The organism is Duganella sp. Root336D2, assembly GCF_001425005.1.
Taxonomy (GTDB): domain Bacteria; phylum Pseudomonadota; class Gammaproteobacteria; order Burkholderiales; family Burkholderiaceae_D; genus Rugamonas.
In genome coordinates, this window is the sequence record NZ_LMDB01000022.1 from 342,048 (window position 1) to 355,319 (window position 13,272).

Consider the following 13,272-nt stretch of genomic DNA (forward strand, 5'->3'; position numbering starts at 1 on the left):
AAAAAAGGCGCCGATTTCGGCGCCTTATTCATTAGTGGCTGCGGTCCACCGAGAAGCGGGCCAGCTGCAGTAAGGACTGCTTGTAGACGCCGTCCGGCATGCTGGCAATGGCATCGATGGCGCGCTGCGCGGCCACTTCGGCGGCGCGGCGGGTGTAATCCAGTGCGCCGCTGTTGGTAATGGCGGCCAGGATAGTGTCGAAGTGCTGCTCGTCGCCGTTTTCGATGCAGGAACGAACCAGGGCGCGCTGTTCTTCGGTGCCGTTTTCCATCAGCCAGATCAGCGGCAGGGTAGGCTTGCCTTCGCGCAGGTCGTCGCCCACGTTCTTGCCGATTTCTTCCGCATCGCCGGCGTAATCCAGTACGTCGTCGATCAGCTGGAAGGCGGTGCCCAGCGAGCGGCCGTATTCGCCGGCAGCGGCGATATCGGTGTCGGACGCACCGGCTACCAGTGCACCAAGTTCCGCTGCCGCTTCGAACAGCTTGGCAGTCTTGGAACGGATCACCTGCAGGTAGCTTTCCTCGCTCACGTCCGGGTCGTGCATATTCAGCAGCTGCAGCACTTCGCCTTCTGCGATCACATTGGTCGCATCGGACAAAATCTGCATCACGCGCATGGAATCCAGCGACACCATCATCTGGAAAGCGCGCGAATACAGGAAGTCGCCCACCAGCACCGAAGCGGCATTGCCGAACAGCGCATTGGCAGTCTGGCGGCCGCGGCGCATTGACGATTCGTCAACAACGTCATCGTGCAGCAGGGTCGCGGTGTGGATGAACTCCACCACGGCGGCCAGTTCATGGTGGCCGACGCCTTTATAGCTATAGGCATTCGCTACCAGCAGGACCAGGACTGGTCGGATACGCTTGCCGCCCGCGCTGATGATATATTCAGCAATCTGGTTGACCAGCGCCACTTCCGAGTGAAGGCGCTGGCGGATCACCGAATTGACCGCGTCCATATCGGCGGCAATGGTGCTCATGATGTTGTTCTGGGCGTTGTTCGACAAGGCAAACCTACTGGTAAGGTTGGTAAGAGTGCCGCGATTATACGTTACTCGTTGCCCACATACCACGTGGCCCGCCCGCCGACAATACCTTTTGACCGGTTTCCCGAAACTATGTATAATCAGCGGTTCCCCGGCTTTCGCCTTGTTGTTTTTGGGCGTCGAGCAAGGGAGACTTATTAACAATCCAAGAGGTTTCCAATCATGTACGCGGTCATAAAAACCGGTGGCAAACAATACAAAGTTGCTGCTGGCGAAAAAATTAAAGTAGAACAGTTGCCGGCTGACATTGGTTCCGAAATCACTATCGACCAGGTCCTCGCCGTTGGCGCGGGTGACAGCATCAAGTTTGGTGCTCCACTGGTTGCAGGTGCATCGGTTCTGGTGAAAGTAGTCGCACAAGGTCGTCACGACAAGGTCCGTATCTTCAAGATGCGCCGTCGTAAGCACTACCAGAAGCGTCAAGGCCATCGCCAAAACTTCACCGAAATCCAAATCGTTTCGATCAACGGCTAATCGCTGTTCATCAAGACTCACCGAGCTATCAAGGAGTAACTAAATGGCACACAAAAAAGGCGGCGGTACTACCCGCAACGGTCGCGACTCTGAATCAAAACGCCTTGGCGTTAAAGTGTACGGCGGCCAGACCATCAATGCTGGTGGCATCATCATCCGTCAACGCGGCACCCCAGTGTCCGCTGGCGAAGGCGTAGGCACCGGTAAGGACCACACCCTGTTCGCACTGGTGGACGGCGTTGTGAAGTTCGTGACCAAGGGTCCGGACAGCAAGAAGTACGTTACCGTCATCGCTGCTGCTTAATCAGCGACGAATACTGGTACAGTAAGGCGCAAGCCTGCTCTCCAAAAGGCTCTGCCAGTGGTAGGGCCTTTTTTAGTTTTCAAGGTGGTCACCTGACGTCCCCTCCGCCATAAAGGCCGGAGATTCCTGCTGCCAGCGTCGCATGTCCGCGACGGAGAATGATCTAGTTCATTCTCATATTCCAGGTCTTGCGATACCTTTCGGCCTTGCGTTGTGAATGTGCCCAATGCGAGCAGAACTGCGGGTTTGTGCGCTAGCATAAGGCAGTAGGCCAATTAGAATTTAGCTGTAAATATATACAGTATTTTTGCCGGCTGGCGCACGCCCGCCCTCACCGGGGCGCTGGGCACTCGATGCGCGTTCGGCTTATCTCACACTTCGCCCACCAGGACGAAGTTATTCGGAGTACTACCAGATGAAGTTTATTGACGAAGCACGAATCGAAGTTATCGCCGGCAGCGGCGGCAATGGTTGCGCCTCTTTTTGCCGTGAAAAATTCCGTCCGTTCGGCGGCCCTGATGGCGGTGACGGCGGCAAAGGCGGCAGCATCTGGGCGGTAGCTGACCGCAACGTCAATACGCTGGTGGACTACCGCTATTCCAAGATGCACCGTGCCGGCAACGGCGAATCCGGCCGCGGCTCCGACTGCTATGGCAAGGGTGCGGACGACGTCTTCCTGCGCGTGCCGGTCGGCACCCTGGTGATCGACGAAGTGTCGGGCGAAATCATCGCCGACATGACCGAACACGGCCAGATGGAACTGCTGGCCAAGGGCGGCGAGGGCGGCTGGGGCAATATCCACTTCAAGACCTCGACCAACCGTGCGCCGCGCCAAAAGACCGACGGCAAGGACGGCGAACGCCGCGAGCTGCGCCTGGAGCTGAAAGTACTGGCGGACGTCGGCCTGCTGGGCATGCCGAATGCCGGCAAGTCGACCTTTATCACCGCGGTGTCGAATGCCCGTCCGAAGATCGCCGATTATCCGTTCACCACCCTGCACCCGAACCTGGGCGTGGTGCGTGTGTCGCACGAAAAATCGTTCGTGATCGCGGACATTCCAGGCCTGATCGAAGGCGCCGCTGAAGGCGCGGGCCTGGGCCACCAGTTCCTGCGCCACCTGTCGCGTACCGGCCTGCTGCTGCACATCGTCGACCTGGCGCCGTTCGAGGCGACTGTCGATCCCGTGAAGGAAGCCAAGGCCCTGGTCAAGGAACTGCAAAAGTACGATCCTGCGCTGGGCGACAAGCCGCGCTGGCTGGTGCTGAACAAACTGGACGTGGTTCCGGAAGAAGAGCGTGCCAAGAAGGTCAAGGACTTCGTCAAGAAGTTCGGCTTCAAAGGCCCTGTGTTCGAAATCTCCGCCCTGTCGCACGAAGGCACGCAGGAACTGGTCAACGCCATCTACCTGCACCTGGAGCAGCAGCGCTACTCCGAGCAGCGCTCGGAAGAAGTGCAGATGACCGAAGAAGCCCGCGGTATCTCCTCCATCGACCCGGACGACCCACGTTTCAAAGTTCTCGATTAAAATCGAGACAACCTCTTATCTTTGCCGCCCCTGCCAACCGCAGGGGCGCGCATTGTCTGCGGCAAGCCGGCATCACCCCGCCCGGCGCATCACCAGAAGTTTCACCACCTTTTGTTTGATCAGACTTTTGCCGTCCTATGAATTCGCTTATCCAGAACTCCACCCGCATTATTATCAAAGTGGGCTCCTCGCTCGTCACCAATGACGGCCGCGGGCTCGATCATGCCGCTATTGCCCGCTGGGCCGCACAGATTTCCGCCCTGCGTGCGATGGGCAAGGAAGTTGTGCTGGTCAGCTCCGGCGCCGTAGCTGAAGGCATGCTGCGCCTGGGCTTCGACAAGCGACCGACGGACATACACGAACTCCAGGCATGCGCCGCCGTGGGCCAGATGGGCCTCGCGCAGATCTATGAAACCAGCTTCCGTGAGCACAGCATCGGCACCGCCCAGGTGCTGCTGACGCACGCCGACCTGGCGGACCGTGAACGCTACCTGAACGCGCGCTCCACGCTGACCACCTTGCTGCGCCTGGGCGTGGTCCCGATCATCAACGAGAACGACACGGTCGTCACCGACGAAATCAAGTTCGGCGACAACGACACCCTGGGCGCACTGGTGGCCAACCTGATCGAAGCCGACGCGCTGATCATCCTGACCGATCAGCGCGGCCTGTTCAGCGCCGATCCGCGCAAGGATCCGGCGGCGTACCTGATCACGCACGGCCGCGCCGGCGATCCGGCGCTGGAAGCGATGGCCGGCGGCGCCGGTTCCTCGCTGGGGCGCGGCGGTATGCTGACCAAGATCCTGGCCGCCAAGCGCGCCGCGAAATCGGGTGCACACACCGTAATCGCCTTCGGCCGTGAGAACGACGTGCTGACCCGCCTGGCGGCCGGCGAAAGCATCGGCACCGAACTGTCCGCGCAAACCGGCCACCTGACGGCGCGTAAGCAATGGATGGCGGACCACCTGCACACCGCGGGCCAGGTCGTACTGGATGCGGGTGCGGTGCAAAAGCTGGTGAAAGAGGGCAAATCGCTATTGCCGATCGGCGTGATCGAAGTGCACGGCGAGTTCGGCCGTGGCGCGGTCATCACCTGCGTCGGCGAAGACGGCCACGCGATAGCGCGCGGCATCAGCAACTACACCAGCGCCGAAACGCGCCGCATCAAGCGCAAGCCATCCGCCGAAATCGAAGCCATCCTTGGCTACGTCGAAGGCCACGAGCTGATCCACCGCGACAATATGGTCCTACTGTAGAACTCGTGTCACACCATGGGGTCACACCCCAGGTGTGACACGAGCGCAGCCGTTAAATGCACGAGTCCGTGTCACAGTTAGGGTGTGACCCCAAGGTGTGACACGGGCTCAGGCGTCGGCGGGGGCGGGGGTCTTGCCTTTGAATTCGCACAGGTCGGCGATGATGCAGTTCCAGCACTTGGGCTTGCGCGCTACGCAGGTGTAGCGGCCATGAAGGATCAGCCAGTGGTGCGCGTCCATCAGGAATTCCTTCGGCACGAACTTCATCAGCTTCTGTTCGACGATATCCACGTTCTTGCCCGGCGCGATGCCGGTGCGGTTGGAGACGCGGAAAATATGCGTGTCCACTGCCATTGCGATTTGCCGGAAGGCGGTATTCAGTACTACGTTTGCCGTCTTGCGGCCCACGCCCGGTAATTGCTCCAGTTCCTCGCGCGTCTGCGGTACTTCCCCGCCATACTGCTCCACCAGGATCTGGCAGGTCGCGATGACGTTCTTGGCCTTGGTCTTGTACAGGCCAATGGTGCGGATGTATTCCGTCAGTTCTTCGAGGCCCAGATCCAGGATCGCTTGCGGCGTGTTCGCCACCGGATACAGCTTGCGCGTGGCCTTGTTCACGCCGACGTCGGTCGCTTGCGCCGACAGCAGCACGGCGATCAGCAGCTCGAACGGGGTAGTGTATTCCAGTTCAGTCTCGGGATTTGGATTGGCCTCGCGCAGGCGAGTGAAGATTTCTAGTCGTTTTGCTGGATTCATTTACTTTGGTCGCCCTCGCCACGTTTGCGGGCACGCTCCATGGCGGCGGCAATGATCTGGCGCTTGCGCTCCTTCTCTGCCGCCTCGGCATCGTTTTCAGGATTGAGTCGCTCCACCGCGGCGGCCTTGGAATGTGCTTTGGCGGCCAGGCGCGCATCGTTCTCCTCGCGTTCGCGGATCAGGCGCGCCAAACGGAAGTCGTGGCGGTCGCGCGCTTCGTCGGCTTGCGGCTGCGTCCAGGCATCCCAGCCGGTGGTCTCGGTCACCGGGTACATGACGATGCAATCGACAGGGCAGGCCGGCACGCACAGGTCGCAGCCGGTGCAGTCCTCCGGAATGATGGTATGCATCTGCTTGGCCGCACCCATGATCGCGTCGACCGGGCAGGCCTGGATGCACAGCGTGCAGCCGATGCATAGCGATTCGTCGATGAAGGCCACCGCGCGCGGGCGTTCGAAGCCGTTGACGGGATTCAGCGGAATGACCGGGCGACCTGTAACGCTGGACAAGCGGCGGATGCCTTGCGCGCCGCCGGGCGGGCATTGGTTGATGTTCGCTTCGCCGGACGCAATCGCTTCCGCATACGGTCGGCAGCCCTTGTAGCTGCACTTTGTGCATTGGGTTTGCGGCAGCACGTCCTCGATGCGGTCGGCCAGGGTCTTCGGATCAGTCACGGTCTGAGGCGATACGATAAAGCGCTATTATCCAATATCTGCGCGGCCTTTGCGGAAGTTGCTTTATGTCAACCTCCGTGGGATCATTACTCCTCTTTACATTAGGCGGGGAACCATGCGTGTTGTGCAGGTGATCGGTTGGGGGCTGGGCTTGCTGCTTGGGTGGCAAGGCTGCGCCGCTGCTGGTTCTTCAGTGCGGCTCGCATCGGACGAATGGCCGCCGTTTGTATCGGCCTCCTTGCCCGATAATGGCGTTTCCGGCGCCTATGCACTGGCAGTCTTTGCGCGCCTCGGAAGTGTCGCCACCATCGATTTTTATCCCTGGAAGCGCACCCTTGAGGTGGGCATGAACGACTCGCGCTACGCCGGCTTGCTGGCGGTCTGGCGCACGCCGCAGCGCGAAACACAATGCCACTTCTCTACGCCGATCGGTACCACTTCGAACGTGCTGGCGTATTTGAAGGAGTCGCCGCTGATCGCCTCCACCATGCGCGACCTGCGAGATGCCAGCATCGGCATTGTGGCCGGATATTCGAACGGCGAAGAGTTCGACGGGCTGCTGCGGCGCGGCTTGCTGCACGTGCAGGAGGGTGTCAACGACGAGACCAATCTGCGCAAGCTCCTGAGCAAGCGCTTTGATGCGATGGTGATCGAAAAACGCGTGCTGCGCCATCTGCTCGCCAGCCCGCGCTTCACGCGCGCCGAGCGCGAACGCATCGCCTTTTCGGACAACCTGTTCCATGAACGCACCGTCCACATCTGCTTCCAGCGTACCCCCGCCGGCCTGGCGCAGCAGCGCGCCTTCAACGAGGCCGCCCGCGATATCGACCTCCCCAAATTTGAACGCGACTACCTGCGCCGCCTCGACACCGACCGTCCAACCGTCAATTAAGCAATAAGGCTATACGAAACTATTCGTTGGCGATGCCGGCTGCCGCACTTACTCTGGCGCCTTCGACGGAGGAATCCATGACTGATGCTGTTGACCGCCACTGGGCGGAAGTGTTGTCGCCGCGCCGGCGCAATTACGAGCGATTCAAGGTGGAATTGGGCGACTGGAACCTGGAGCCGCGCGGCCTGCACGTCACTCCATCCTCATCTTTTTTATGCGCTCTGGGTCAATCGCTCGCAGCCCGTGAACGGCTATGGCATCAAGAAGCCCGGACAGGGCGAGCCGCGTGTTGAACAGATTTTCCCGAACACGCGGCCGAGCATGGCGATCGAAAAGACTTCCTAGGCCTTGCGCCGTTCGGCGAGTTCGAAGATTGCCATCCCCGCCAGCATGGCGATGAAGAAGATCCATGGCTTGCCGCCGCCGGTTGCAAGCGAGGTGATTACCGGGCCAGGACAGTAACCGGCCAACCCCCATCCGATGCCGAATGCGAGGCTCCCCAATACGAGACGGCGATCGATATCGCGCGCAGTCGGCAGGCTGATCGGCGCGCCGAGGATGGCGCGGGTGCGTTTGCCTGCGATGCGGAAGGAGACGGTGCCGACCAGCAGCGCCCCCACCATGACGAATGCCATCGCGGGATCCCATTTACCGAATATGTCGAGGAAGCCCAGCACCTTGGCCGGATTGGTCATACCCGAAACGACCAGGCCCAGGCCGAAAATCAGTCCGGCCAGCAAAGAGGCGAGTGTGCTCATAGCAGGCCCCGCACCACAGCGACGGTCGCAAAACCCGCTGCCATGAAGGTAAGGGTGGCGGCCAGGGAGCGCGGCGAGAAGCGCGACAGCCCGCAGATGCCATGGCCGCTGGTACAGCCGGAGGCGTAGCGCGTGCCCACGCCAACCATCAAGCCGGCGACCACCAGGGTGCCGATGCTGGCATCAACTTGCGCTGCCGGCAGTACGGTGAAAGCGCCGTAGAGCAGGGGCGCGGCCACCATGCCGGCCAGGAAAGCGATGCGCCAGCCTGCGTCGCCGCCGGAATCGGGCTGGCGCGTGAAGGCCTTGCCAAGCAGCCCGCCGACGATGCCGCTGATGCCGGCAATTCGTCCGTTGAGCAACAAGAGCATGGCCGCACCCAGGCCGATCATGATGCCGCCTAAGAGCGGCGCGTAGTAAGTACTCATCTCCCTACTCCTTTGGACAGTAAAGTTTGTACAGCACCTGCAGCACCGCCATCGCCTCTGCACTGGCGATGCTATAAAAGATCTGTTTGCCTTCACGCCGCGTAGCGACCAGTTCAGCGTTGCGCAGCACGGTCAATTGCTGCGACAGGGTGGGCTGGGCGACGCCGGTTGCAGCTTCCAGCTCGCCCACGGAATGTTCGCCGTCGACCAGTTGGCAAAGCAGCAGCAGGCGGTCCTGGTTGGACAGGGATTTCAACAGCCCGGACGCGCGGCCGGCAGCGGCCTGCAAGGCAACAGGATTAATTTTCATATTATATAAAAACGTATATTGTTTGCCGTAATAAAAGCCGGGCACGCGGACCCGGCCGGCTGAAGGGCTGGAGCCCTCAGCCGTGTTTTTTAATGAACGATGAGATACGCGGGCAAACCATCTCGCGCCAGCGGCGGCCGGAGAAGATGCCGTAGTGGCCGGCGCCCGGTACCACGAAGTCTTCCTGCATATTGGCCGGAATGCCGGAGCACAGGTCGTGTGCGGCCTGCGTCTGGCCGGCGCCGGAAATATCATCCAGTTCGCCTTCCACGGTCAACAGCGCCACGTTCTTGATATCCTGCGGACGCACAAACACGCCGTCCACTTCCCAGGTGCCTTGCGGCAGGCTGAAGTCCTGGAACACCGTCTTGATCGTGTCGAGGTAGTACTCGGCCGGCATGTCCAGCACTGCGTTGTATTCGTCGTAGAACTTGCGGTGCGATTCCGCCGGCTCGTCGTCGCCGCGCACCAGGTGCATGTAGAACTCGCGGTGCGACTGGGCGTGGCGCCCAGGGTTCATGGCGATAAAGCCGGCGTGCTGCAGGAAGCCTGGGTACACCTTGCGGCCAAAGCCCGGATAGTTAGGCGGCACCGCATAAATCACGGTGTTTTCGAACCAGGAAAACTTCTTTTCCACTGCCAGGTTGTTGACTTGGGTCGGCGACTTGCGCGGATCGATCGGGCCGCCCATCATCGTCATGGTCTTCGGCAGTTTCGGATCCTTGGCGCTGGCCATCAGGGATATCGCCGCCATCACCGGGACTGTCGGCTGGCAGACGGAAATCACGTGCAGGTCAGGGCCGAGCAGGCGGATGAATTCCTGCACATACCGCACATAGTCGTCCAGGTGGAACGGGCCGGCCGACAGCGGCACCAGGCGCGCGTCGATCCAGTCGGTGATGTAGACGTCATGTTCGGACAACAGGGACTGTACGGTGTCGCGCAGCAGCGTCGCATGGTGGCCGGACAGCGGCGCTACCAGCAGCACGGTCGGCTGCTTGAGGGCCTTGAACTCCTTTTCGCTCAAATCCTTGCGGAAGTGCAGCAGCTTGCAGAAGGGTTTGTTTTCGACAATGCGTTCGTCGATATGGACTTGCTTGCCATTGACCACAGCCTGCTCGATGCCGAATTCCGGCTTCTCGTATTCCTTGCCCAGGCGGTACATCAATTCGTAGCCCGCGGCGATACGCTGCGAGAACGGCGTGTGGGCGAAAGGCGAAACAGGATTGGTGAACAGCTTGGACGAGGCTTCAGCCCACTGCATCAATGGGTGCAGGAGAGAGCGTTGCATTTCGTGCAATTGGTAAAGCATAGTATGTCCCGCTGAAAATTGTGGCAATGCGCAAAGATGATTCAATTATAGGCCATTTATACATGACCTACAGCATTCCGCAGTACCTCCCAGAAAGTACATGAGCAAGGGCTAAGACCTTATGATTCCAACATAATACGAGCTTGAAAATAAAAAAAGCAGCGTTTCCGCTGCTTTTTTGTAGGATGCGTCCGAGGAATCAGTCGGATCAGTCGAACACCGGGGTTTCGACGCCCAGCACCTTGTGGAGTTTTGGCGACGTGGTGGTGTATTGCATATGGATCTTCTTGTCCGGGAAGATATATGGTGCAGCGCCGAAAGCGGCCAGTGCGGCCTCGTGGAAGCCCGACAGGATCAGCTTTTTCTTGCCTGGGTAGGTGTTGATGTCGCCCACGGCGAAGATGCCTGGCACATTGGTTTCGAACTTCTCGGTCGAGACCACTTTCAGCTGTTTGCGCTCGATATCCAGGCCCCACTCGGCGATCGGGCCCAGTTTTGGCGACAGGCCGTAGAACACCAGCAGCATGTCCAGCGGCACGCGGCGGGTCACGCCGTCGGCGCCGGTCACGCGCAGTTCGGACAGTTTGTCATCCCTGGTTTCGATGCCCGACACCTGGCCGACGATCAGCTGCATCTCGTATTCGTCGCACAGCTGCTTCATCTTGGCCACGGAGGCTGGCGCAGCGCGGAAGTCGTCACGGCGGTGCAGCAGTACCACGGATTCGGCTTTGCCGACGAAGTTCAGCGCCCAGTCCAGCGCGGAGTCGCCGCCGCCGCAGATCACCAGGTTCTTGCCTTCGAACTGGGCCGGGTTTTTGACGCGGTAGAACAGCTGCGAGCCTTCGAAGGCTTCGATGCCGTCAACCTTCATGGTGCGCGGCTGGAACGAGCCCACGCCGGCTGCGATGAAGATGGTCTTGGTGATGAGCTTGGTGCCCAGCGAGGTCTCGACGTCGAAACGGCCGTCTTCGCGCTTTTGCACGACGGTCACTTCCTGGCCCAGGTGGTAGGTCGCGCCGAACGGCTCGATCTGCTTCAGCAGGCCGTCGGTCAGTTCCTGCCCGGTGCACGATGGAATGGCTGGAATGTCGTAGATCGGCTTGTCCGGGTACAGTTCCACGCACTGGCCGCCAACGGCGCTGAGCGAGTCGATCACGTGGGCTTTGATCTCCAGCAGGCCGAGTTCGAAGACCTGGAACAGGCCGACTGGGCCGGCGCCGATGATGACTGCATCGGTCTCGTGGAGACCGCCTGGTGGGGTGCTGACGACATTCATAACGATTCTCATTCCATCTGAATAAGCGAACACCGCGTCAGGCGCGGTGTTGCACGGTGAATAACAGGCTGCTGGAAGCGATTAACGCTTCAGCAAGTGGGCCTTTTCCTTGACGTCCTTGAACTGCTCGGCTTCCGGCAGGGCAGGCTTGGTCTTGGTGATCGAAGGCCAGTTGCGCGACAAGTCGGCATTGATCTTGATGTATTGCTGCTGGTCGGACGGCACGTCTTCTTCGGCGAAGATGGCGTTGACCGGGCATTCGGCCACGCACACGGCGCAGTCGATGCACTCGTCCGGGTCAATGGTCAGGAAGTTCGGGCCTTCGCGGAAGCAATCTACCGGGCAAACATCGACGCAGTCGGTATAGCGGCAGGCGATGCAGGATTCGGTGACAACGTGGGTCATAACAGTCCTATCTATATTGAAGCGCTGGAGAAAAGCTCAGCAAAGCACTGTATTTTAAGGCAATCCGCTATTTCTCACAATTCGGGCTTAGATACAATCTAAATAAGCAAATTCGTGGCGTGCCTCTAACAGTCTTGCTTTCAAGCAGTAGAACGGATCAAATCGAGCAGATTTTGCCAGGGCGGACCGCCGGTCTCGACAAAGCTTAAGCTATGTCGTCGACGGCCGTCATCGGCTGTGATAGTCCATTGCCCCAAATCAGCGCCAATCGGGGGCGAAAAATTTTCCGCGGAGGTGAAAAAACCACTGGAGGCGAGGGCCGCCTCCAGCGCGGGACCGGCCGGGCTTATCTCCGTGTCAACTTCAAAGTGCTGGCTGAGGCCGGCAAAGCCGCCCCCGCCCGACGCGCTGATCTTCATTTTTCAGTGACTACCTCCCCGTGACGGCTACTGTAATTCTTGCACCAGGCGGCCAAAGCCTGGCGCTCGGCATCGAGTACGCTTTCCAGGTCGAAATATTCGGCATGGTTCATGGTGCCGCAGCAGGCGCGGCGGTCCTGGCGCGCGTCGGGCGCATCTTCCACCATTGCCGGCAGTTCCAGGTTTTGCGGCTGGTCCTCGGTCAGCGGCAGCGGCGATACCACCACTTCGCGCAGGGCGAAGCGGTTGCGGATGAAGTTGGCATAGTCGACCGGTTTGCCGTCTTCCGCTGCGATACGCAGCATCTGGTTTACCACATCGGCGTATTTGGCGTTGGAGTCGGGGGCAGCAACCAGCGAACGCAGCACCAGGCTGCATAGATAGCCGGCAACGCTGTGCAGCACTGCGGCATCGTCGCGCAAGCCCGGGGCGCGCTCGAAGCCGAAGATGTCGGCCAGGATGTCATAGATGGCGCCGGTAAACACCTGCGAGATGGCATGGACCTCGTTGCCCGTCTCCGACAGCTTGAGGTCGTTGTCGGCATTGCGCAAGCCGTTCGGTCGGCCGAGCGCCAGGCCGAACTGCTCCGCCATATCCGCCAGGAAGGTCTTGTCGTGCAGGTCGGCCTTGGTTTGCGCGATCACCGCTTCCACCTGGTCGAGCTGGGACAGGGCCAGGAAAATCGCGGTCAGGTCGCCAAACGATTCGTGCAGGCCGCCCGTTTGCGGCGGCGCGCTGTTCAGGATCCACTTCGGTTTCAGCCCGTCCAGCACGGCGTGGCCGGTCTCGTGCGACACGATATCGAAGGAGCGGCAGGTAAACACGCGGCCGCTTGATCCGGTCGGCACGAAGTCGCCGAACTTCAGGGCGCGGTCGTTGCGGCTGTAGTAGGCGTTCATCACATTCGGCAAGCCGTGCGGGAAGACTTCCAGTGGGTCGGTGTTGTGGCTGCTGTTCCAGGCCCAGGGCAGGGGGGCGTTTTGCTCGGCGCGCGACAGTACGCGCTGGTACATGGTCAGGGTCGAGCGCACCACGGCAAACGCGTGCACTGCGTCGAACTGGTCGGTGTCCGGCGCCATGATGAAGTCGCCGAAGGCATTCGGGCTGACCGGCGCAATGCCGGGCTGGCCGTAAGTGACGCGGGCATCGCGCGGGCCTTCCAGGATCACGCCGGGCAGGAAAATCTTGCGGGTGCCGAGTTCGTTCACGGACGGATCCTGTTTCCAGATCAGCACCCGCGCACCGGCGGGCGGCGCAGCGGCGGGACGCGTGGGCAACGCGGTATCTTTCAGGCGTGGCAGGCTGGGCTGCTGTAGCAGTTGCGCCGACTTGCGGTGCGCGCGGTACAGGGCGGATGGCGTCGGCACAAAGCTGACAGGCAAAGTCATGCACATATTCTCATCCATGATCACTCTCCCAAGGGCGGTTGAATGAC

General features: G+C 60.5%; 16 protein-coding genes. 5 read left to right on the top strand and 11 right to left on the bottom strand.

Features of this window, described 5'->3' with window-relative positions:
- Nucleotides 1-31: 31 nt before the first annotated feature.
- Complete coding sequence (gene ispB, locus ASD07_RS17335) at nt 32-982, bottom strand: octaprenyl diphosphate synthase (protein ID WP_055933545.1); 951 nt, start codon at nt 980-982, stop codon at nt 32-34.
- A 228-nt stretch (nt 983-1,210) separates the two neighbouring features.
- Here ispB and rplU point away from each other — a divergent pair, with 228 nt between their 5' ends.
- The 4 genes from rplU (at nt 1,211) to proB (ending at nt 4,607) form a co-directional block, all read left to right on the top strand.
- Nucleotides 1,211-1,522 (top strand): 50S ribosomal protein L21, encoded by a 312-nt coding sequence (gene rplU, locus ASD07_RS17340; RefSeq protein WP_055933037.1) that lies wholly within the window; start codon nt 1,211-1,213, stop codon nt 1,520-1,522.
- Between the two features lie 43 nt (nt 1,523-1,565).
- Nucleotides 1,566-1,826 (top strand): 50S ribosomal protein L27, encoded by a 261-nt coding sequence (gene rpmA, locus ASD07_RS17345; RefSeq protein WP_055933040.1) that lies wholly within the window; start codon nt 1,566-1,568, stop codon nt 1,824-1,826.
- A 415-nt stretch (nt 1,827-2,241) separates the two neighbouring features.
- A complete protein-coding gene (gene obgE, locus ASD07_RS17350; protein WP_055933043.1) occupies nt 2,242-3,351 on the top strand; it encodes a GTPase ObgE in 1,110 nt (369 codons plus the stop codon).
- Nucleotides 3,352-3,488: 137 nt separating this feature from the next.
- Complete coding sequence (gene proB, locus ASD07_RS17355) at nt 3,489-4,607, top strand: glutamate 5-kinase (protein WP_055933045.1); 1,119 nt, start codon at nt 3,489-3,491, stop codon at nt 4,605-4,607.
- A gap of 108 nt (nt 4,608-4,715) precedes the next feature.
- On the opposite strand, the gene nth is transcribed toward proB, so the two are convergent.
- Together nth and rsxB are read right to left on the bottom strand one after the other, a co-directional pair.
- A complete protein-coding gene (gene nth, locus ASD07_RS17360; RefSeq protein WP_055933048.1) occupies nt 4,716-5,363 on the bottom strand; it encodes an endonuclease III in 648 nt (215 codons plus the stop codon).
- On the bottom strand, nt 5,360-6,037 hold the full coding sequence (gene rsxB, locus ASD07_RS17365) for an electron transport complex subunit RsxB (protein ID WP_055933051.1): 678 nt from the start codon (nt 6,035-6,037) through the stop codon (nt 5,360-5,362). Before rsxB ends, nth begins: the two co-directional genes overlap by 4 nt.
- A gap of 115 nt (nt 6,038-6,152) precedes the next feature.
- Between rsxB and ASD07_RS17370 the strand changes: the two genes are divergently transcribed.
- Nucleotides 6,153-6,929: an ABC transporter substrate-binding protein gene (locus tag ASD07_RS17370; protein ID WP_055933054.1), complete on the top strand. Its 777-nt coding sequence runs from the start codon at nt 6,153-6,155 to the stop codon at nt 6,927-6,929.
- Nucleotides 6,930-7,270: 341 nt separating this feature from the next.
- Here the strand turns inward: ASD07_RS17370 and ASD07_RS17375 are convergent, their stop codons facing one another.
- The 8 genes from ASD07_RS17375 to ASD07_RS17410 form a co-directional block, all read right to left on the bottom strand.
- Nucleotides 7,271-7,687 (bottom strand): DUF6691 family protein, encoded by a 417-nt coding sequence (locus tag ASD07_RS17375; protein WP_055933057.1) that lies wholly within the window; start codon nt 7,685-7,687, stop codon nt 7,271-7,273.
- Nucleotides 7,684-8,115, bottom strand: coding sequence for a YeeE/YedE family protein (locus ASD07_RS17380; RefSeq protein WP_055933060.1), 432 nt, complete (start codon nt 8,113-8,115; stop codon nt 7,684-7,686). Before ASD07_RS17380 ends, ASD07_RS17375 begins: the two co-directional genes overlap by 4 nt.
- 4 nt (nt 8,116-8,119) lie before the next feature.
- A complete protein-coding gene (locus ASD07_RS17385) occupies nt 8,120-8,425 on the bottom strand; it encodes a metalloregulator ArsR/SmtB family transcription factor (protein ID WP_055933062.1) in 306 nt (101 codons plus the stop codon).
- Between the two features lie 76 nt (nt 8,426-8,501).
- A complete protein-coding gene (locus ASD07_RS17390) occupies nt 8,502-9,737 on the bottom strand; it encodes a polyhydroxyalkanoate depolymerase (RefSeq protein ID WP_055933065.1) in 1,236 nt (411 codons plus the stop codon).
- A gap of 208 nt (nt 9,738-9,945) precedes the next feature.
- Nucleotides 9,946-11,013 carry an NAD(P)/FAD-dependent oxidoreductase gene (locus ASD07_RS17395; protein WP_055933068.1) on the bottom strand — a complete coding sequence of 356 codons (1,068 nt, stop codon included), beginning with the start codon at nt 11,011-11,013 and terminating at the stop codon, nt 9,946-9,948.
- A gap of 81 nt (nt 11,014-11,094) precedes the next feature.
- Nucleotides 11,095-11,418 (bottom strand): ferredoxin FdxA, encoded by a 324-nt coding sequence (fdxA, locus tag ASD07_RS17400; protein WP_055933073.1) that lies wholly within the window; start codon nt 11,416-11,418, stop codon nt 11,095-11,097.
- A gap of 140 nt (nt 11,419-11,558) precedes the next feature.
- Nucleotides 11,559-11,837, bottom strand: coding sequence for a protealysin inhibitor emfourin (locus ASD07_RS17405; protein WP_055933076.1), 279 nt, complete (start codon nt 11,835-11,837; stop codon nt 11,559-11,561).
- Nucleotides 11,834-13,243: a hypothetical protein gene (locus tag ASD07_RS17410; protein WP_055933080.1), complete on the bottom strand. Its 1,410-nt coding sequence runs from the start codon at nt 13,241-13,243 to the stop codon at nt 11,834-11,836. The genes ASD07_RS17405 and ASD07_RS17410 overlap by 4 nt, the downstream gene beginning before the upstream one ends.
- Between the last annotated feature and the right edge of the window lie 29 nt (nt 13,244-13,272).